The organism is Azoarcus sp. Soil_N_20 (assembly GCF_057656155.1).
Genome location: NZ_JBDGKX010000021.1, coordinates 18,071 through 37,319, shown reverse-complemented (window position 1 = coordinate 37,319; position 19,249 = coordinate 18,071). Strand labels below are relative to the sequence as shown.

Sequence of the window (19,249 nt, the reverse complement as noted above, 5' to 3'; positions counted from 1 at the left end):
GCGCGCGACCCTTCAGCCGAGCTTGTGCTGAAGCACGTAGCGGGTGATTTCGGCGTTGGAATGCATCGCCATTTTTTCCAGGATGCGGGCGCGGTAGGTGCTGATCGTCTTCACGCTCAGGTGCAGCTGCTCACCGATCTTGGTGAGCGAAACGCCTTTGCTCAGTAGCAGCAGGACGGCCATCTCCCGGTCGGAGAGGGTTTCGTGGGGCTGGCGGATGCCGGTCGATACCGTGCCGGCGAGCAGGCGCTCGGCGAGCGCCGGACTCACATATCGGGTACCGCCGACGACGGTCCGGATGGCGATCAGGATTTGCGCCGGCGGGCTGTCCTTGTTCAGGAAGCCGGAGGCGCCGGCATTGAGCGCGGGCAGCGCGAATTCGTCTTCCGAGAACATGCTGAAGATCAGCACCGGCAATCCGTGTCGGGTCTGCTTGATGCGCTTGAGGACCTCGAGCCCGTTCAGGTCGGGCAGGGTGATGTCGAGCAGCACGACGTCGGGCTGGACCGACTCCAGCAGTGCGAGCACTTCGCCACCGGTGGCGGCCTCGGCAGCAATCTCGAAGTCTTCGGTGGCGGCAAGGAACTGGCGCAGACCGCTGCGCACCACGGCGTGGTCATCTGCAATCAGGATCTTGATCATGCTTGGCTATCTCGTTGCGGATTGGGTGTTGTGCCGCCATTGAGCGGGATACGCAATGTCAATTGGGTTCCGATCAGTCGCGTTCCGGTCAGCGACAGTTGGCCGCCGAGATTCTGAGCACGTTCGCGCATGCCGATCACACCGAATGAATCATATCTGCGGGTGCTGTCGTCGGGCAGTCCGATGCCGTTGTCGGCAATGCGGACGATCAGATGTCCCTTGTGCTTGAGCAGGGTGATCTTCACCTTGGTCGCACCCGAGTGCTTGGCCACATTGGTCAGGCCTTCCTGGACGATGCGGTACACGCCCATATTGCCGCTTGCCGACAGGCGCACATAGTCGGGCATGTGCAGGTCGACGGCAATCCCGGTCAGGCGCGAAAACTGTTCGGCATGCCATTTGATCGTGGGGATCAGCCCGAGCGCGTCGAGCATTGCGGGACGCAGATTGGACGCGATGCGCTTGACCGTCTGCAGGGCGGAATCGACCTGCTCGAGCATGCCCTGTACGCGCGCAATCATGGGCGCCGATTCGCTCAGGTCGTCCTTGGCGGTGGCCAGGCTGAGCTTGAGCATGGTCAGGGTGCCGCCCAGTTCGTCGTGGATTTCGCGTGCGATGGTGGCACATTGTTCCTCGCGCACCGATTCTAGGTGGGCGGCGAGGCGCTTCAGCCGCGCCGCGGTTTCGCGTTGCTCGGCCGCCAGCAGTTTGCTCTCGGTAATGTCGTCGTGTACCACGACCAGGCGCACCGGCCCTTCGCCGGCGAAGCGCGATATCGTCATTTCGAACCAGCGCTGCCTGGACTGCGAGCTGCACTCGTACTCCAGTACGAGCTCCCGCCGCCGGCCGGCCAGAATTTTACGGATGGCGTTCGCAACTTCGCGCGCGGTCTCCTCCGACTGGCTCACCGCAACATCGCACACGGCGAGATAGTCGGCGCCTTCGCTGACCTGATCGGGGTTGCCGCCGTTGGCTGCGGCGAACTGGCGCCAGGCCTTGTTGACCGCAACGATGCGGCCGCGCTCGTCGAGCACGCACAGGATGGACGGGAGGGCGTCGATCGTCGCGCGGAAGAAACGCTCGGATTCGAACAGCGCCCGGGCCCGCTCCTCGGCTTCCGCGGTGCGCTCGGCGACCTGTTCCTCGAGGATGTCGTTGACGCGCAGCAGGCTCTCCTCCGTGCGCTTGCGGGCAGTGATTTCGCGCGCGAAACCCACGGTGCCGAGCAGACCGCCACGATCGTCGAATACCGGCGCCTTGTAGGTTTCGAACCACTTGGCCGAGGACGGGTTTTCTCCGGGGATCTTCTCCTCGAGCGTCACCTGCTGGCGTGAGGCAAGCACCTGCTGGTCGGTGGCCTGGTAGCCCTTGGCCACGTGGGCCGGGACGACATCGAAATCGGTCTTGCCGACCAGACTGTCGGCACTGTCGGCGCCGAACATGCGCGCAAAGTGGTCGTTGACGGCCAGAAAATGGCTTTCGGTGTCCTTCAGCCACACCAGGAATGGAAAGTTGTCGAGCAGGGCGCGCTGGTAACGCTCCTTCTGCGCCAGGGCTTCTCGCGCGACCTTGCGCTCGGTGATGTCCTGCACCGTTCCAAAGCCGCTGACCAGCCTGCCTTCGGCGGAGAATTCGAGCTCGCCCCGCTCCCGTACCCATCTCACGTCGTCGCCGACGATGATGCGATGTTCGATGTCGTACGGTTCGCCGCGCAGCGCGGCTCGCCACGAATTGTCGACAAAGACACGATCCTGCGGGTGAACGGTGTCGAGGAAACGCTCGTAGCTCAGCTTCGTTCCCGGGGCGATACCGAAGATCAGATAGCTTTCGGTGGACCAGGTCAGATTGCCGCTGCCGACTGCGAAGCGCCAGCTTCCCACCTGCGCCACCGCCTGCGCACGCTGCAGATCGGCGGTGGTGTCGCGCAGCGCCTGCTCCAGTTGTTTGCGTTCGGAGATGTCTTCGAGGCCGAGTCGCACCACCGCGCGGCCGCCCGGCTCGGCGAAACGACAACCGGCCAGTCGTGCCCAAAAGGCGTTGCCGCCGCGGCGGAGCTGCAGGTCGCAATACCGCCGCCCCTCCTGGCCGATTTCATGGTCCACATAGCGGCGCCAGCGGCTGACCGCCTCGGGCAGCAGAAAATCGGTGAATCGGCGCTTGAGCAACTGGCTGCGGTCCTCGCCGAGCAGTGCAGCGCCCGGAAGGTTGATCTCGGAAATCGTGCCCGCTTCGTCGAGCATCAGATAGGGAACCGGGGCGTTGTCGAAGAGACTGGCGTAGCGATCCCGGGATTCCTGCAGCGCCTGCTGGATCTCCAGCAAGGCTTCGTTCTGCGCGCCGAGTTCGAGCCGATGGATGTCCAGTTGCTGCACCAGCGCCTCGGCCGATTCGGCCACCGACGCAGGGCCGCAATCCGCAGGGTTTGCACCGGGTTCGGTGGTGTGCAAGGGCGAAACAGGGTCCAGGCGGGCGTGCTTCGTGGTCATGACCAAACTCCATCGGACGCTGTGGTATGCAGCGATGCCGCATGCAATTCGACGACCGACGGTGGAACTGCAACGACACGGTTTTAGGGTACTGCAATGTTCGATGCAAGAGAATCCGTCGTGGAAAGTCGGAGATGGCTGTAGGAAAATTCTGATGTCTGCTTACGCTGATTCTGATGCAGATTCAGCGTTGACCCGACAGACTCCGATGCCCTGAGGAACCAGAATTCATACGCGGGCAAAAAGACAGCGATCTGCACAACGGCAGTACCGAAGCTGACCCCCGCAACAGGGCCGAGCGACGCCGAACAAGGGGTGTCGAAGGCGGCCGGATCAGATACGAGACAGAGTGCCCACAGAGGCGCCAGGTGGAGGAGACACATCTTGCAAGGCTTACAGAACAGGTTCGTCGCGGTCGCGCACCAGGATCGTCCGGTTCATGAGCAGAGCGGCCCGGATTCGCCGCTTCCCGGCTACTACCTTGTGGTCCCCGGGGTGACCAGAAGATCCAGCCAGAAAAGAGTTCGCGGACGGAGCAACCCGCAGCCCGTGTTGCTCGGCCCGTTTCGCAGTGAGGTGGAGGCGCGTTTCATTCGGACCAGCGCACTGGCGCTGGGCTTGTTGGTGGAGCGTGCCGAACCGCCGCCGGTGCGGTCAGTTGGATGGATACGTTCGGCACAGGCATTCGTGCCGCATTTTTCTCACCAGTCCGTCTTCTCAATGACGGCGGCGTAGGAAGAGTTCGGTGCATGGTGCACCAAGGACACTGCGCGACGGGAGTTGTAGGGCGTTGATGCTTGGCTGAAGACCTGCTGTCTGGCAGGTCGTCAAAACCGGGGGTCTCGGCAGGACCGGATGTTGTCCGGAAATGACGGGCTCCCTTCACTTTTCCAGATGAGGAAATCGCATGTTCAAATCAGTTACTCCCTTGCAAGAAAAGTTCTCTGAAGTGGCCAACGCCAACGGAGAAGCGCTCAAGTCGATGGTCAATGTCGCCCTGAATGCATCCGAGCAACTGCTTGCGCTCAACCTGAACGTGCTTCGCTCGTACACGGCGAACATCGCCAAGCCGACGAGCGGCAGCACGGTCGAGCAGATGACGGCGCAGTTCAAGTCGCCGGCCAAGACGCTGGAACTGACCAGCGACTACCTCCGGAACGTGAGCGGAATCTGCCTGAAGACCCAGTCCGAGTTCGCCCAGCTCAACGTCGAGCGGATCAGCGAGCTCAACCAGTCGGTGAGCGCGATGCTCGACGACATGGCGAAGTCGGGGCCGAAGGGTACGGCCGAGGTCGTCGAACAGGTCAAGAGCGCGCTCGGCACCATGACCGAAGCCTACGAGAACATGATCCGGACGACCAGCGAGATTGCCGAAAGCAATCTGGCCGCAGCGAGCAGTGCCCTGGAGCCGATGGTCGCGGTTGCCAGGTCGGAATCCAAAGTGTCGAAGAAGGCCGCTTAAGCGAGCGGTTTGATCGGCCTGTGCTTTGAGCCCCTGATCGACAGGGGCTTTTTTTTCTGCTCTTTTTGGGACTCTGTGCCGCATTGCGGACTAAGAGGGAGCGGAGGGGGCGACGTGAAACCGGATAGCGCATCCAATACCACCGCGCAGCATTACGGCGCGAGACGAAGTGTTGCCGACCGGAGCGTCCCGCCGGGTCTCGATCGTGAGCGATGCGCCAGCCCGATCGATCTGGACAGACAGGACAAGAAAGTGCGCAAGGCCAGAGGGCAGAGAAACGAACGGATGTCGCCCGCGCCCGGACTTCGGGAGTTCGCGCCCGCGGGGCACTTCACGCTGAAACGGAATGGCGCCGTCACGCGAGCGAATCCGGGTGGCGCCCGCCTGTTGAACGTGGAGCCGGCGCGCTTGACCGGACGATGCTTCGGGACATTCGTGGTCCAGGCCGACCTGAAGATCTTCAATGCGTTTCTGGAAGCCGTTTTTGCTGCCCGGGCCGATCGTCCATGCGAAGTGCGGCTGGCGGCAAAGGGTGCACCGGGACGGACCGTGCGCATCGAGGGCGAGCTGTCAGCCGACGGCCAGTCCTGCTATGCAGTCGTGGTCGACATCAGCGCACGGATTCAGGCCGAAATGCAGACCCGGCATCACAACCGCGTGCTCGAGATGCTGATCGCCAAGAAGCCGCTGGTGATGGTGCTGGACACCATCGCCGGTCAGGTGGAGGAGGCGAATCCGGGAATGGTCTGCACTATCTTCCTGCTCGACGCGGAAGACACCCACCTGGAGCACAGCGTCGCGCGCAGTGCGCCGGCCCGCGACGGCGTGATTGTCGACGGCCTGTTCATGATCCCGGGCGTCTGGTCCTGCGGCACGCCGGCCGGCAAGCGCGTCGTTATCGTGGACAGCGAAACCGACCACTATTGGGCACCGCTTCCCGATCACGCCCGGAAGGCAGGGTTCGGGGCGAGCTGGTCACAGCCCATCCTGTCGGGCGACGGCACCGTACTCGGCACCCTTGCCGTTTACTTCAGCCACGCCACCCAGCCGTCGGACGCCGAATTGAAGCAGGTCGAGGACCAGGTCCGGCTCGCCGCGCTCGCGATCGAAAGAACCACGGCAGAAGATCATCTGCAACTCGCCGCCCGTGCATTTTCCCACGCCAGCGAAGCGATCATGGTGACCGACGCCGAGGGCACCATCATCGAGGTCAACGAGGCCTTCACGCGGATCACCGGCTATCGCCGCGACGAGGCGCTGGGTCAGAACCCGCGCATGCTCAATTCCGGACGGCAGGGGCCGGAGTTCTACGCCGAGATGCGATTGGCGCTGGCGCGAGAGGGCCAATGGTGTGGCGACATATGGAATCGGCGCAAGAACGGTGAGTTGTACGCCGAGATGATGACCATCCGCGCGGTGCATGATACCAACGGCCAGGTGCATAGCTATGTCGCCCTGTTCTCGGATGTGACCAGCATCAAGGAGCAACAGCAGCAACTCGAGCGTATCGCGCACTACGATTCATTGACGAGGCTCCCCAATCGCCTGCTGCTGGTCGACCGCCTGCGCCACGCCATGGTGCAGAGTCAGCGCCATGGGGACTCCGTTGCCGTGGTCTATCTCGATCTGGACGGATTCAAGGCGGTGAATGATGAATACGGACACCATGTCGGCGACGAGATGTTGATCGCCCTGACCCAGCGGATGAAGGCGGCGCTGCGCGAAGGCGATACGCTGGCGCGCGTCGGCGGTGACGAATTCGTCGCGGTGCTGGTGGATCTGAAGCAGTTCGCAGACTGCACGCCCGTGCTCGACCGACTGCTTCAGGCGGCTGCCGACCCGGTGGACGCGGGCGGGACGGCGTTGCAGGTTTCCGCCAGCATTGGCATCACCCTGTATCCGCAGGATGGTGTTGAGATCGACGAGTTGATGCGCCACGCCGACGAGGCCATGTATCGGGCCAAACAGTCGGGACGAAATCATTACCAGGTGTTCAATGGAGGCAGCGACCGATCCTGAGGGGCGCAGGGACCGAAACGACTGCGCCGGTCTGTGTTCCGGCAGGACGGGTTTCGACCCGCCTCAGGTGGTAATTCGCGCAGCCAGGTCCTGGCTCCTGCGGCCGAGCGGGCAGCCCTGCAAGCTGCCAGGCGACGCGGAGTCTTGCCCCCACGGTTGCAAGCATCCGATGCGATCGGTGTGCGGGCAGCGGCCTTGCGCAGAAGGCAGCTCGGTCGCCGGTTGCGCCGCTGGTAGATATGTTCCCGGGTCAGCGTCTGGCCAGCGCGTTGGCGACATGGAAGCCCGATGCGCCCGACAGGCCCGGCCCCGGATGAGTCGAGGCGCCGATGTGGTACAAGCCCTTGACCGGCGTCGTGTGGTCCTTGACCCCGCGGATCGGGCGCCAGAACAGGTACTGGTCCACCGAACACTCGCCGGAATAGGGGTCGCCGCCGACCAGGTTGATGTTCATCCGCTCGAGGTCGGCGGGCGAGATCACCTTGCGCCCGACGATGCAGGCCCGGAGGTTCGGCACATGGGCGGCGATGCGGTCGATCGCACGGTCGGCGTAGCGGTCGGCGATCTCGGCGGTCCACCGGCCCTCGGCCGGCGTGACGATCTCGCCGGCGGCGTCGCCACGGATCGTGCGTGGGCACTCGGGCAGCTGGATCCACATCACCCAGCCGCCTTGCGGCGCACGTGTAGGGTCGACCGCACAGGGCTGGCACACGCACACCGTGCCCTCGGCCGGCAGCAGGCCGCGCTCGGCTTCGTTGACCGCGCGCGACACCCCGTCCAGCCCGGGCGTCAGGTGCAGGTAGATGACATCACCCAGCGCCGGGTCGGCCCACTGCGGGCGCTCGGACAGCGCGAGGTGGATCTGCATGTTGCCCTTGCCGTAGCGGTACTCCTTCGCCTGGCGGCGCAGCGGCGGCGAGGCGTCGCCGTTGGTGAGCAGGCGGCCGTAGAGCTGGGTCGGAGTGACATTGCAGATTACCTGCTTCGACTCGAACACGCGCCCGTCGCCAGTGCGCACGCCGCGCGCCTTGCCGCCTTCGACCAGGATTTCGGCGACATCGGCATCGGTCTCGAAGCGGCCGCCGGCCTGCTCGACCAGCGTACGGAAGGCATCCACGGTGCGCGCGTTGCCGCCCTTGACCAGCGGCAGGCCGACGCCCTCCAGGGTGAAGGCGATGACGCGGGCCATCAGCGCCGACATCGGGCTCTCCGGCCCGAGCCCGGTGTGCAGCACCCACGGCGCGAGCAGGGCGCGGACGAGCTCGGACTGGAACTGCGTCTCCAGCCAGGCGCGGCAGCTCTGCATCGCCGGGCCGAAGAAGGCCAGCGTCTCGTGCGCGCCCTGTTTCCACACCTTGCCGAGCATCATCTTGCCCACGCTGGAGCTCCACAGCTCGTTGCCGAGCAGCGAGAAGATCAGCTCGGCGTTGTGCTCGACGAAGGCCATGCCTTCGCCCCAGGCGTCGCCGTCGCCGGCGACGAGCGCGTTCATCGCCGCGATGTTGGCCGCGCGCTCGCGCCCCATCACCAGCGAGCGGCCGTCGGGCAGCAGCACCCCGGTGGGGGTGGCGTTGTTGGCGTAGGCCAAGCCGTTGGCGTGCAGCGCGTCCTTGAGCTCGGCATAGCCGGGCGAGGTGACGAACAGCGAGTGGGCGGTGGACAAGGTGTCGTGCAGGTAGCCGGGCGCGGTCAGGGCCTCGCTGCGGATACAGCCGCCGAGCACCGCTTCGCGTTCGAGGACGAGGACCTTCTTGCCGCGTTTGGACATCACGCCGGCGCAGACGAGGGAGTTGATCCCGCTGCCGACGATGATTGCATCGTATTTGCTCATCGCTCAGATCTCATTGGGTGGCACTGCGATCAGAGTGCCGCCGCGGGCGCGAGGAAAATATCCGTTACCCGCCGATCTGTATCCGCTTTTCGCACATTCCCGGGTGCAGGTCGCTACCGCGTGTGGCGTGTCGGGTGTTCAGTGCCGCAGCGGGCCGGTTTGCCGCGGCAACTCGCCGTAGCGTTCGCGGTAGTAGGCGGAAAAACGGCCGAGGTGGCCGAAGCCATACTCCAGCGCCACCTCGGTGACGCTGACGCCCGGGCTGGATTGCAGCTTGTGGCGGGCGGCTTCGAGGCGCAGATTGCGCAGCAGGATCATCGGGGCCACGCCGTGGTGGCGGTGACAGAGCACGTTCAGCGTACGCGGGCTCACGCCTGCGGCGCGGGCGAGATCGGCCAGCGAGATCGGTGCGAACAGGCGGCTGCGGATGTAGTTCTCCAACTGGTCCAGGCGCGCCTTCGCCGCGCCGGATGAGACTGGCAGTTCGCTCAGCTCCCCGGTCGCGCGGGTGTCGCGTTCGAGCACGGAAGGCTGGTGGGCTTGCAGGAACAGGGCCGCGGTTTGCTCGAACTGATTGAGCCAGGCCGGATGGAGGTCTTCGGGCGCTCCGGACGGCAGCAGCGACACAAGTTGTTGCAGCAAGGCGTGCCACTGGGGGGCGATGCCGGCCCCAATCTTGAACACGGGGTCGATCCATGGGTCACAGCCCGCCTTGGCTGGGGGACAGTGACTGAGCGCGCAGGTGTGACAGGACACCTGGCGCAAAAGCGCGGTCGGAAGCTTCAGGATCAGTTGTTCACAGCCCGGCTGCCACAACAGGCGGATGCTGTGTTTCGGGGCCACCACGGCGGCTTCACCGCTGTTCAGGCAGATGCTGATCCCGTCGGATTCGATCTCGGCCATGCCGCGCAGCGGCATCTGGACCAGTACGAAGTCCTTGAACGCATCCGGCTGGACTTCGACCTCGGCTCCGTAGCTCAGAATCATCAGGCTGATGCGGCTGAGTTCGCGCCGGTAGAGCGAGGTGGAGACGTCGCCGCGACCCCAGCGCAACTCGTGTGCGGTGATCGCCTTGCTCAACTCTTCACGCGACTCGATTGCCGAATGCGAGCGAAACACAGGATGGCCATAGATTTTCGACAGGTCCAGGCTCGGCGAAACATTCATTATCGGTCTGCCTCCAGTGTCAATGTTGCCGACGTTCCGCGTGAATTCGGCGGGTGCGTAAAAAGATAATACGTTATTAATTTAGATGTAAATAAAATCTGCATACCTTTTGGTCCGACGAAGTTAAAAAGCAAGAAAAGAGCCCGTTGCACCGCCCGGCTGTGGGCGGTGCAACGGGCTCGCTAACATCCGGGCCTCGCTCGGGTGCGTGTGATCACCTCATCGGGCACTCGGCGGCAAAGGGGTCGGCGTGATCCTCGAGCACCGTGCCCACCGTGCGGTTGCTCACCTTTCCGCTCGCGTCCTTGTACACCTCGCGCATGTACAGATTCTGGATGGGGTACTGGTTGGTGTTGAAGCGGAATTTGCCGCGGATGGACGAGAATTCGGCGGCCTTGAGCGCGCTGCGGAAGGCTGCGGCATCCTCGATGCGCCCGCCGACCTTGGCCACCGCACTGTCGATCAGCAGGGCCGCGTCGTAGGCCTGGGCGGCGTACATGGTCGGGATGCGGCCATAGGTCTCTACGAAGTCGGCGACGAAGCGCTTGTTTGGTGCATTGTCGAGATCTGCGGCCCATTGTGATGCGTTGTAGAGCCCGACGATCGATTCGCCCACGGCCTTGATGGTGTCCTCGTCGGCCGAGAAGCCCGGGGCCAGCAGCGCCATCTGTCTGCCCAGGCCGGCACCGTCGAACTGCTTGATGAAATTCACCCCCATGCCGCCGGGGAGAAAGAAGAACACCGCGTCGGGTTTGGCGACGCGGATGGTGGCGAGTTCGGCCGCGTAGTCCAGCTGCCCGAGCTTGGTGAAGATCTCCTCCACGATCTCGCCCTTGTACAGGCGCTTGAAGCCATCGAGCGACTCGCGCCCGCCGGGGTAGTTGGGCGCGATCATGGCCACCCGCTTGTACCCCTTCTCGGTGGCGAACTTGCCCATTGCCGCGGGGATGTCCTCGTTCTGCCAGGCGAGGGCGAAGAAGTTCGGATCGCACTTTTCGCCGGCGTAGTCGCGCGGACCGGTGTTGGTGGACAGGTAGACGGTCCCGTTCTTCAGGATCTCCGGCAATACCGGCAGCAGCACGTTCGAGAATACGACGCCGGTGATCAGATCGACCTTGTCACGCTTCAGGAAACGCTCGACATTCTGGCGACCGGTCTGCGGGTTCTGTTGATCGTCCATGACACTGAGGGCGACCGGAAGACCGCCGAACTTGTCCCCCGTATGGGTCAGGGCGAGCTTGAATCCGTCGCGCACGTCGGTGCCGAGGGCGCCGCCCGGCCCCGAGAGCGTCGTGAGAAAGCCTATCCGGATCTCGTCTGCGGCCAGTGCGGGTGCGCCGAGCAATCCAAGCGCAGCAAAGGTGGCGGCAAGACGGGCGAGCTGTGTTTTCATGATGTGGCTCCTGGGGTTGGGGATGAACGGGCAGATGTTTGAGTTTCGGCGTTCGACGTCGCGGCCTGCGGGTGAGCGATTCAGATGCCCATATAGCGATGCCAGAGATCACGGTTGGCATCGAGTTCGGCGGAACTGCCGCTCCACACCACGCGACCGCGTTCGAGGATCAGGTGGCGGTCGGCGAGGCCGACCAGCCGTTCGACGTACTTGTCCACGATCAGGATGGTCTGACCGCGGGCCTTGAGCGCAGCGATGCAGCGCCAGATCTCTTCGCGGATCAGCGGCGCGAGCCCCTCCGTCGCCTCGTCGAGGATCAGCAGGCGGGGGTTGGTGGAGAGTGCCCGGCCGATGGCAAGCATCTGCTGTTCACCGCCCGAAAGCTGGTCGCCCATGTTCTGCGCCCGCTCGGCAAGGCGCGGAAAAAGCGCGTAGATGCGCTCCAGCGTCCACGGTTCGGCGAGGCCGCTGCGGTTCTCGGCGAAGGCGGTCAGATGCTCGCGCACCGAGAGGTTGGGAAAGCACTGGCGACCTTCGGGCACGGTTGCCACGCCCAGGCGGGCGATCGCATCCATCTTCATGCCGCCGATCTGCCTGCCGTCGAAGCGGATCTCGCCCTGGGACGGCGCGAGGGCGCCGATGAGGGTCTTGATCGTGGTGCTCTTGCCCATGCCGTTGCGTCCGAGCAGGCCGATCACCTCGCCGGGCCGGATCGCGAGGCTGAGGTCGAAAAGAACCTTGCTGCCGTGGTAGCCGGCCTGGATGTTGCAACAGGTGAGCAGGGCTTCACTGTTCATGCGTGTTCTCCGGTGCCGAGATAGACGGCCTGCACATCGGGATCAGCGCGGATCGCATCCACGCTGCCGCTGGCCAGCACCCGGCCGTAGACCAGCACCGAGATACGGTCGGCAAGCCGGAACACCGCGTCCATGTCGTGCTCGATCAGCAGGATGGCCATGCCCTTGCGCAGCTCGCCGATCAGCTCCACGACTCGCGCCGATTCGTCGGGCCCCATGCCCGCCATGGGCTCGTCGAGCAGCAGCAGCTTGGGGCGCGCGGCCAGGGCGAGGGCGATGTCGAGCTGGCGCTGGGCCCCGTGCGGGAGGCTGGCCGCGCTGCGATCGAGCGCGTGTTCCAGCCCGACCTGACGGGACAGGGCCTCGGCTTCGGCATTGATCCCGGATTCGGCATCGCGCTGGCCGAAGACGGAGAAGCTGCTGCCGCGATGCGCCTGCACGGCCAGCCGCAGGTTGTCGCGAACGCTCGCCTTGTTGAACAGGTTGGTCACCTGGAAGCAGCGCGACAGCCCGGCGCGCACGCGCTGGTGCGGAGCGAGGCGGGTGAGCTCGATGCCGTCGAGCACGATTCTGCCGGCGTCGGCGGGTAACATGCCCGAGATCAGGTTGACCAGGGTGCTCTTGCCCGCGCCGTTGGGGCCGATCAGGGCGTGTACTTCCCCATGGGCGACCTCGATGCTGACGTGGTCGGTTGCGCATAAGCCGCGGAATTGCTTCACCAGACCGGTGGCGGAGAAGAGGCTCATGCCGATCTCCAGCGCAGGAGGAGGCGGCGTCTTGGCTGCCCCGAGCGGCGTCCTGTCAGCGCCGACAGGCCGTCGGGGGCAAACAGGATGATGGCGATCAGCAGCGCACCCAGCGGCCAGTGCGAGTATTCGGTGAGCTGGCGCAGCAGCTCCTCGAGGCTGACCCAGACGGCGGCACCGACCACTCCGCCCCAGCGGTGGCCCAAGCCCCCCAGGACGACGATCACGATCAACACGGCCGACTGCGACCAGTGCAGGCTGGACGGGCTGATGAAGCCGTTCTGCGTCACCATCATGGCCCCGCCCAGCCCCGCGATGGCGGCGGTGAGGACGAAGGCCTGAAGTTTGAGCAGGTAGGTCGGGTAGCCGAGTGCGCGCATCCGGCCTTCGTTGTCGCGAATGCCGATCATGGCCTGGCCGAAGCGGCTGCCCACAAGCCGGTAGAGGAAGGCGAACAGCAGCGTACAGGTGATCAGGACGGCGAGGTACAGCACGCGGTCGTCGGCGACGTCGAGCCCGGGACCGAGCGAGGGGCGCACGGCAAGGTTGTAGCCGTCGTCGCCGCCGTAGCGGCGAAGCGACACCGCGACGTAGTAGAGCATCTGGGCAAAGGCGAGGGTGATCATGATGAAATACACGCCCCGCGTCCGCAGCGAAATGGCGCCGACCGCGAGGGCGACCACCGCGGCCGCGGCCATTGCGCCAGCCCACAGCAGCCAGGCCGACGAGATGCCGGCTTCCATCAGGGCAACCACGGCGTAGGCGCCGACGCCGACGAAGCCCGCATGACCGAGGGCGATCAGGCCGCCATAACCCATCAGAAAGTTCAGGCTGGTCGCGATCAGCATCACGATCAGCATGCGCATCGCAAAGCCGATGTAGTAGTCCAGCCCCAGCGCCGGGGCGAGCAGCGGCACCGCGGCGAAAAGAGCCAGCAGCGCGGCCAGGGGCAGCATGGCCGCGCCCGGACGACCGGGGAGCGGCGGGGAGGTCGGGTTTGCTTGCATGTTCATCCTCTTGCGGGAAACAGACCGGAAGGTTTGAAGCTCAGCACCAGGGCCATCAGCACGTACATGGCCACGCTCGACAGCGCTGGACCCACGTCGGCCGCGAGTGCCGGCGAGGCGATTTCGCGCAGCAGGGGCGGAATGAAGGCCCGCCCGGCGGTGTCGACGATGCCGACCACCAGCGCGGCGATGAGCGAGCCGCGCACCGAGCCGATGCCGCCGATCACGATCACCACCAGCGCCGGAATCAGAATGGACTCGCCCATGCCGACCTGCACCGAGGTCAGCGGCCCCATCAAGGCGCCGGCTGCTCCGGCCAGCGCCGCACCGATGACGAAGATCAGGGTGAACACCGAGCTCACCCGCACCCCCATCATTTCGGCCATGTGCCGGTTGGAGGCCCCGGCACGGACCAGCATGCCCACCCGGGTGTGGTTCACCACCAGGTAAAGCAGCACCGCGGCGAGCAAACCGGCGCCGAGAATGAGGATGCGGTAGGCCGGGTAGAGCAGGTCGCCGCCGAGTTCGAGCGGTCCGGCCAGTCCGGGCGGGGTCGAGGCCATCACCGGCGCCGGGCCCCATGCCCATTTGACGAAGTCGTCGGCGAGCAGGATGACGCCGAAGGTGGCCACCACCTGGTTCAGATGGTTGCGTGCATACAGGCGGCGCATCAGCAGGAACTCGAGGAGCGCACCCACGGCCATCGTCAGCAGCACGCCAAGCACCACTGCGAGGACGAAGGAGTCGCTGAGCCCATGTACGGTCGCCGCGAAGTAGGCGCCGAGCATGAACAGGGTGCCGTGGGCCAGGTTCATCGTGTCCATGACGCCGAACACCAGGGTGAGCCCGGCGGCGAGCATGAACAGCATGAGGCCGTAGCCTACCCCGTTCAGCAATTGCTCGATGACGAAAGTCGTTTCCATTCGAGAATCCTGCCTCCACGTTCCGTTTCGCCGCGAATCCTCGCAGCCCGGAACCGATTCTTCGGCAATTCGGGTGCGGGAACTATCCGGAATAGGCATGCAGGGGCTGGCGGCTGTCCGAATCAGGCAATTCGGCGCGCAAATGCAAAATACGGACAGGTCGTGCCAGCACTGGCTATTGCCGACGTCCGCGAGTGAATAGATTGGTCCTCGCCGGCACTTTCTCGTGCCCGGCTGACATCACGGAGTCTTGCAATGTCCACACTGGAACTGCGTGTCGAGCGGATCGATCAGCTCGCACCGCGCATCCGTCGGCTGCAGTTGGTCGCGGCGGACGGGGGGGCGTTGCCCGGTTACGATCCGGGCGCCCACATCGAGCTTCACGTGCCCGGCGCCACGGACGGGATCGTCCTGCACCGCGCCTATTCCCTGGTCGCGCCGGCCGCGGGCGACCGCTGCTACGAGATTGCGGTCCAGCTCGAGGAGCAGGGCAGTGGCGGCTCGCGCTGGGTGCATGCGCTACGGCCGGGCGATCGGCTGCTGGCGTCGACGCCGCGCAATCATTTTCCGCTGGCGCAGGACGCCGCCAGCCACGTGCTGCTGGCAGCCGGTATCGGCATCACCCCCATTCTGTGCATGGCGCGCGCGCTGGCGCAACAGGGGGCCGTGTCGGCGCTGCACTATGCCGCCCGCTCCGCGGCGCAAGCCGCCTATTGCGCCGAGGTCGAGGCGCTGCCGAACGCGCGCTGCTGGTTCGACGGCGGCGATCCCGAGCGCGGCATGCCGCTTGCCGAGGTGATCGGCGCGCCGGTCGAAGGCCGTCATCTATATGTCTGCGGCCCCAAGGGATTCATCGGCGCGGTGCTGGATGCCGCGCGCGCCGCCGGCTGGGACGAAGCCTGTCTGCATTGCGAACTCTTCGCCGGCACGCTCGATGCGGCTGGCGACCGGCCGTTCAGCGTCGAACTCAGACGCAGCGGCGTCACCCTGGAAGTACCGGTCGGCAAGACGGTGATGGACGTCATCGAGGCAGCCGGCCTGGACACCATGTTCGACTGTCGCCGTGGCGAATGCGGCATCTGCGTGGCGCAGGTGCTCGAGGGCGACGCCGATCATCGCGATATCTGCCTGTCCGCGCGCGAACGCGACGCCGGCGGCTTCTGTACCTGTGTTTCACGGGCCCGGTCGGCGCGACTGGTGCTCGAACTTTAACGACCCGAGGAGAGCAGCATGACTCTATCCAACGATGCGCTCGCAGGACTGGTGCGCGCCGACAGCGTGCACAAGCGCGTCTATACCGATCCCGCGATCTTCGATCTGGAGATGGAACGGATCTACGGCCAGGCGTGGGTCTACGTCGGCCATGAAAGCCAGGTCGCGAACACGGGCGATTACCACACCACGCGAATCGGCGACCAGGACGTGATCATGGTGCGCGCGGCCGATCGCAAGGTGCACGTGGTCTACAACCGCTGCCCGCACAAGGGGGCAAAACTGGTGGCCGACGGCGACGGCTGTGCGGGCAAGTTCTTCCGCTGCCCGTACCACGCGTGGACCTTCAGACTCGACGGCTCGCACCTGGCCCTGCCGCTCAAGAACGGACTGGAAGGCACTTGTTACGACCCGGCCAACCCCGACTTCTCGATGAAGGCGGTGGCCCGTGTCGACAGCTACCGCGGCTTCGTGTTTGCCAGCCAGGCGGCCGAGGGGCCCGATCTGAAGCACTTCCTCGGCGGCGCGGCGTCCTCCATCGACAACCTGTGCGACCGTTCGCCCGAGGGCGAGGTGGAGGTGGCCGGCGGCGTGTTCCGGGTAATGCAGAAGTCGAACTGGAAGGTCTTCTACGAGAATCTGCACGACACCATGCATGCCCGCATCACGCATGAGTCGTCCTTCGTCGCGGCGCGCGAGGAAGCGAAGGAAATCGGCGAGATGCCGTTCGAGCTGTTGATCATGGACGGTAACGGCGAACCCTACGCGTTCTGGGAAAAGCTCGAGCTGAGGGCCTATCACAACGGCCACGGCTACATGGAGGGCATCTTCGATCCCGCTGCCGCCACCCGTGACCCGGTGTCGCGCGCGCATTTCGCGGTGCTCAGCCAAGCCTGGGGCGAGGCGCGGGCGACCGAGATTCTGGGCATGAACCGCCACAACACCATCATCTACGGCAGCGGTTCGCCGCATAACGTGTTCCAGCAGTTCCGCGTGATCCGCCCGGTCAGCGTGGACCGCACCTTGATCGAGATCCAGACTTTCCGCCTAAAGGGCGCGCCAGCGGAAGTGTTCGACCGCGCGCTGACCTACGCCAACCTGATCAACTCGCCGTCGTCGAACGTGATGCCCGACGACGTCGAAGTGTACAAGCGTTGCCAGGAGGGCAACCGGACCCGCGGTGGCGACTGGGTCAGCCTGCACCGCTACCTCGGGACCGACCGCGCGACCGAGGACGGCATGGTGTCGACCAATGGCACCAGCGAACTGCCGATGCGCAACCAGTTCGCGGCCTGGAAGCAGTACATGACCAACCCGCCCGGGCAACCGTCCGGCATCAAGGCGACGAACAAGGAGGCCGGCCATGCAGCTGCTTGATCGCGGTTTCGATGTTTCCACCCGCCCGGTCGCCGGTGCCAGCCTGTCGGCCGAGGCCGTTCGCGGGGTCGAACAGTTTCTGTTTCACGAGGCGCGGCTGCTCGACGAACGCCGCTTCGCCGACTGGCTGGCGCTATGGACCGAGGACGGCCGCTACTGGGTGCCGCGCTTTCACGACCAGGCCAACCCCTTCGAGCAGGTGTCGCTGTTCTGGGAGGACAGAATGCTGCGCGAAGTGCGGGTGCGCCGGGTCGAGAACGCGCGCAACTGGTCGCAGCAGCCACTCACCCGCAGCGCGCACCTGATCGGCAACATCGCGATCGAGGGCGTGGACGGCGGCGGGCGGCTGATCGTGCGTTCCACGCTGCAGCTCACCGAATGGCGGATCGAGCAGCGCCAGCTCGCCGGGGCGGTCTATCACAAGCTCGAAGCGACCGAAGATGGAGGCTGGAAGATCGCGCTCAAGCGGGTCAACCTGGTTAACTGCGACGATGTCTTCGCCAATCTCGAGGTCTTCATCTGATGTCGGCGCCGGTTGTCCTCGCGCTCCATTATCAGAACGACGTGCTCCATCCCGAGGGGCACATCCGCGTCGGCCTCGGTGACGGCGACCCGGCGCGTGCGGCGCTGATCGCTGCTGCCGGACGGCTGCTCGCCGGCGCGCGGGCGCGTTCGTGGCCCATCGTCCATGTGCGCATCGCGTTCCGCGCCGACTACGCCGATCTGGCGCGCAACACGCCCATCTTCAGGAAGACGGCGGAGATCGGCGCGGTGCGCGAGGGCGAATGGGGCGCCGCCTTCTTCGACGCCCTGGCGCCGCTGCCCGATACGCGCGAGTTCGTGGTCAAGCACACCCGCATCAGCGCCTTCTACGGTACCGAGCTGGAGCCCTTGCTGCGCCTGCTCGACGCCCGCCGGCTCGTCATTGCCGGCGTGGCGACCCACTCCGTGGTGGAAAGCACCGTACGCGACGCGGCGGACCGCGGCTTCGAGGTGAGCGTGGCCGCCGATGCCTGCGCAGCCGCCGATCGAGCCGTGCATGAAGCCTCGCTCGCGAGCATGCGGCTGATCGCCGAGGTCAGCGAGGTGGATCTGACATTCGCGCACTTCGACCAGGAGGCAGGCACATGAACCCGGCTTCGATCCATCCCCGGCTTGCCGGCAAGGTGGCCGTGATCACCGGCGCCACCCAGGGCTTGGGTGCCGACATCGCCCGTTCGCTGGCTGCGGCCGGCGCCCGGGTCTTTCTCGTCGGCCGCGGCTGCGAGGCGGGGGAGGCCGTGGCGGCCTCGATCGGTGCCGCGGCCACCTTCGTCGAGACCGACATCACCGACGATGCGGCGATTGATCGCTGCATCGACAAAGTGTTCGACGCCTGCGGCCGTCTCGACCTGCTGGTGAACAACGCCTGCAGCTACGACGACCAGGGCCTGGCCTCCAGTCGTGCCCAGTGGCTCGCCACGCTCAACGTCAACCTGGTGTCGGCGGCGATCTTCACCCAGAAGGCGGCCGAGCGGATGAAGAGCGGCAGCGTGGTGGTGAACCTGGGCAGTACCGGTGGCAAGTTCGGCGCCGACGGGCGGGCGGTCTATCCGGCATCGAAAGCGGCCATCATCCAGGTGACCCGGAATTTCGCCGTCAGTCTTGCCCCGCGCGGCATTCGGGTGCTGTCGGTGTCGCCCGCATGGACCTGGTCGCCGGCGGTCGAGCGCATGAGCGGAGGCTCCACTGAGGTGGCCGACGCGGTCGGGGCCCACTTCCACCCGCTCGGACGGGTCGGGCGCGGTGACGAGGTGGGGCGAGTCATCGCCTTTGTCGCCAGCGAGGATGCCTCGTGGATGACCGGTGTGGATCTGGCGGTTGACGGCGGCTTTTCCATTCTGGGCCCGGACCAGGGGATCTCGCCGCGTACCTGGTTCGAGCGGCTCGCGGTGCGCGACGGCTCGCCGTAGCGCGACGGGCGGGGGAGGTGATCCTGCGCCGGCCTCCTGTCCGCGCGCCCTCGGGGATGCTCAAGCAGCGATCGGCGATCGGCTTGGCGTACCCTGGCGCAATGCGCCTGACGGTTCGGCCTCGGGCGTCGCGTCGCGACCGTGATGAAAGAGCAGCGATTCGAAGCCGCGCCTGCGACCCGATCTCACATGGTGCCGGGTGGGGCGTTCAGGCGGCGAGCGATTCCACGTCGCG

General features: G+C 65.5%; 16 protein-coding genes. 7 read left to right on the top strand and 9 right to left on the bottom strand.

Going from position 1 to position 19,249, the window contains the following annotated elements; genetic code table 11:
- Nucleotides 1–12 precede the first annotated feature (12 nt).
- Nucleotides 13–642, bottom strand: a complete 630-nt coding sequence (locus AC3A35_RS25355; RefSeq protein WP_487439322.1) for a response regulator — start codon at nucleotides 640–642, stop codon at nucleotides 13–15.
- Nucleotides 639–3,128, bottom strand: a complete 2,490-nt coding sequence (locus tag AC3A35_RS25350; protein ID WP_487439321.1) for a PAS domain-containing sensor histidine kinase — start codon at nucleotides 3,126–3,128, stop codon at nucleotides 639–641. The genes AC3A35_RS25355 and AC3A35_RS25350 overlap by 4 nt, the downstream gene beginning before the upstream one ends.
- Nucleotides 3,129–4,035: 907 nt before the next feature.
- Between AC3A35_RS25350 and AC3A35_RS25345 the strand changes: the two genes are divergently transcribed.
- Together AC3A35_RS25345 and AC3A35_RS25340 are read left to right on the top strand one after the other, a co-directional pair.
- Nucleotides 4,036–4,590 carry a phasin family protein gene (locus tag AC3A35_RS25345; RefSeq protein WP_487439320.1) on the top strand — a complete coding sequence of 185 codons (555 nt, stop codon included), beginning with the start codon at nucleotides 4,036–4,038 and terminating at the stop codon, nucleotides 4,588–4,590.
- Nucleotides 4,591–4,599: 9 nt separating this feature from the next.
- Nucleotides 4,600–6,609 carry a diguanylate cyclase domain-containing protein gene (locus AC3A35_RS25340; protein ID WP_487439319.1) on the top strand — a complete coding sequence of 670 codons (2,010 nt, stop codon included), beginning with the start codon at nucleotides 4,600–4,602 and terminating at the stop codon, nucleotides 6,607–6,609.
- Nucleotides 6,610–6,859: 250 nt separating this feature from the next.
- Here the strand turns inward: AC3A35_RS25340 and AC3A35_RS25335 are convergent, their stop codons facing one another.
- From AC3A35_RS25335 to AC3A35_RS25305, 7 genes are all read right to left on the bottom strand, one after another.
- Nucleotides 6,860–8,440, bottom strand: coding sequence for a phytoene desaturase family protein (locus AC3A35_RS25335; RefSeq protein WP_487439318.1), 1,581 nt, complete (start codon nucleotides 8,438–8,440; stop codon nucleotides 6,860–6,862).
- Between the two features lie 138 nt (nucleotides 8,441–8,578).
- Nucleotides 8,579–9,607, bottom strand: a complete 1,029-nt coding sequence (locus tag AC3A35_RS25330; protein WP_487439317.1) for an AraC family transcriptional regulator — start codon at nucleotides 9,605–9,607, stop codon at nucleotides 8,579–8,581.
- Nucleotides 9,608–9,821: 214 nt separating this feature from the next.
- Complete coding sequence (locus tag AC3A35_RS25325; RefSeq protein WP_487439316.1) at nucleotides 9,822–11,000, bottom strand: ABC transporter substrate-binding protein; 1,179 nt, start codon at nucleotides 10,998–11,000, stop codon at nucleotides 9,822–9,824.
- Between the two features lie 80 nt (nucleotides 11,001–11,080).
- A complete protein-coding gene (locus AC3A35_RS25320; RefSeq protein WP_487439315.1) occupies nucleotides 11,081–11,797 on the bottom strand; it encodes an ABC transporter ATP-binding protein in 717 nt (238 codons plus the stop codon).
- A complete protein-coding gene (locus AC3A35_RS25315) occupies nucleotides 11,794–12,543 on the bottom strand; it encodes an ABC transporter ATP-binding protein (RefSeq protein ID WP_487439314.1) in 750 nt (249 codons plus the stop codon). Before AC3A35_RS25315 ends, AC3A35_RS25320 begins: the two co-directional genes overlap by 4 nt.
- A complete protein-coding gene (locus tag AC3A35_RS25310; RefSeq protein ID WP_487439313.1) occupies nucleotides 12,540–13,550 on the bottom strand; it encodes a branched-chain amino acid ABC transporter permease in 1,011 nt (336 codons plus the stop codon). The genes AC3A35_RS25315 and AC3A35_RS25310 overlap by 4 nt, the downstream gene beginning before the upstream one ends.
- A gap of 2 nt (nucleotides 13,551–13,552) precedes the next feature.
- A complete protein-coding gene (locus AC3A35_RS25305) occupies nucleotides 13,553–14,473 on the bottom strand; it encodes a branched-chain amino acid ABC transporter permease (protein WP_487439312.1) in 921 nt (306 codons plus the stop codon).
- A gap of 255 nt (nucleotides 14,474–14,728) precedes the next feature.
- Here AC3A35_RS25305 and AC3A35_RS25300 point away from each other — a divergent pair, with 255 nt between their 5' ends.
- Genes AC3A35_RS25300 through AC3A35_RS25280 form a run of 5 tightly spaced genes read left to right on the top strand, consistent with a single transcriptional unit; the run spans nucleotide 14,729 to nucleotide 19,014 of the window.
- Nucleotides 14,729–15,685: a PDR/VanB family oxidoreductase gene (locus tag AC3A35_RS25300; RefSeq protein ID WP_487439311.1), complete on the top strand. Its 957-nt coding sequence runs from the start codon at nucleotides 14,729–14,731 to the stop codon at nucleotides 15,683–15,685.
- An 18-nt stretch (nucleotides 15,686–15,703) separates the two neighbouring features.
- Entirely contained in the window at nucleotides 15,704–17,062 is a 1,359-nt protein-coding gene (locus AC3A35_RS25295) for an aromatic ring-hydroxylating dioxygenase subunit alpha (RefSeq protein WP_487439310.1), read from the top strand.
- Entirely contained in the window at nucleotides 17,049–17,585 is a 537-nt protein-coding gene (locus AC3A35_RS25290; protein WP_487439309.1) for an aromatic-ring-hydroxylating dioxygenase subunit beta, read from the top strand. Before AC3A35_RS25295 ends, AC3A35_RS25290 begins: the two co-directional genes overlap by 14 nt.
- On the top strand, nucleotides 17,585–18,193 hold the full coding sequence (locus AC3A35_RS25285) for a cysteine hydrolase family protein (RefSeq protein WP_487439308.1): 609 nt from the start codon (nucleotides 17,585–17,587) through the stop codon (nucleotides 18,191–18,193). The genes AC3A35_RS25290 and AC3A35_RS25285 overlap by 1 nt, the downstream gene beginning before the upstream one ends.
- Entirely contained in the window at nucleotides 18,190–19,014 is an 825-nt protein-coding gene (locus AC3A35_RS25280) for an SDR family oxidoreductase (RefSeq protein ID WP_487439307.1), read from the top strand. The genes AC3A35_RS25285 and AC3A35_RS25280 overlap by 4 nt, the downstream gene beginning before the upstream one ends.
- The last annotated feature ends 235 nt before the right edge of the window (nucleotides 19,015–19,249 follow it).

What these genes read in the sequence shown, in the direction of transcription:
- AC3A35_RS25350 (WP_487439321.1), bottom strand. Translation starts at nt 3,128, where the DNA reads ATGACCACGAAGCACGCCCGCCTGGACCCTGTTTCGCCCTTGCACACC.
- AC3A35_RS25280 (WP_487439307.1), top strand. Translation starts at nt 18,190, where the DNA reads ATGAACCCGGCTTCGATCCATCCCCGGCTTGCCGGCAAGGTGGCCGTG.
- AC3A35_RS25345 (WP_487439320.1), top strand. Translation starts at nt 4,036, where the DNA reads ATGTTCAAATCAGTTACTCCCTTGCAAGAAAAGTTCTCTGAAGTGGCC.
- AC3A35_RS25310 (WP_487439313.1), bottom strand. Translation starts at nt 13,550, where the DNA reads ATGCAAGCAAACCCGACCTCCCCGCCGCTCCCCGGTCGTCCGGGCGCG.
- AC3A35_RS25305 (WP_487439312.1), bottom strand. Translation starts at nt 14,473, where the DNA reads ATGGAAACGACTTTCGTCATCGAGCAATTGCTGAACGGGGTAGGCTAC.
- AC3A35_RS25295 (WP_487439310.1), top strand. Translation starts at nt 15,704, where the DNA reads ATGACTCTATCCAACGATGCGCTCGCAGGACTGGTGCGCGCCGACAGC.
- AC3A35_RS25325 (WP_487439316.1), bottom strand. Translation starts at nt 11,000, where the DNA reads ATGAAAACACAGCTCGCCCGTCTTGCCGCCACCTTTGCTGCGCTTGGA.
- AC3A35_RS25300 (WP_487439311.1), top strand. Translation starts at nt 14,729, where the DNA reads ATGTCCACACTGGAACTGCGTGTCGAGCGGATCGATCAGCTCGCACCG.
- AC3A35_RS25290 (WP_487439309.1), top strand. Translation starts at nt 17,049, where the DNA reads ATGCAGCTGCTTGATCGCGGTTTCGATGTTTCCACCCGCCCGGTCGCC.
- AC3A35_RS25320 (WP_487439315.1), bottom strand. Translation starts at nt 11,797, where the DNA reads ATGAACAGTGAAGCCCTGCTCACCTGTTGCAACATCCAGGCCGGCTAC.
- AC3A35_RS25315 (WP_487439314.1), bottom strand. Translation starts at nt 12,543, where the DNA reads ATGAGCCTCTTCTCCGCCACCGGTCTGGTGAAGCAATTCCGCGGCTTA.
- AC3A35_RS25285 (WP_487439308.1), top strand. Translation starts at nt 17,585, where the DNA reads ATGTCGGCGCCGGTTGTCCTCGCGCTCCATTATCAGAACGACGTGCTC.
- AC3A35_RS25355 (WP_487439322.1), bottom strand. Translation starts at nt 642, where the DNA reads ATGATCAAGATCCTGATTGCAGATGACCACGCCGTGGTGCGCAGCGGT.
- AC3A35_RS25335 (WP_487439318.1), bottom strand. Translation starts at nt 8,440, where the DNA reads ATGAGCAAATACGATGCAATCATCGTCGGCAGCGGGATCAACTCCCTC.
- AC3A35_RS25330 (WP_487439317.1), bottom strand. Translation starts at nt 9,607, where the DNA reads ATGAATGTTTCGCCGAGCCTGGACCTGTCGAAAATCTATGGCCATCCT.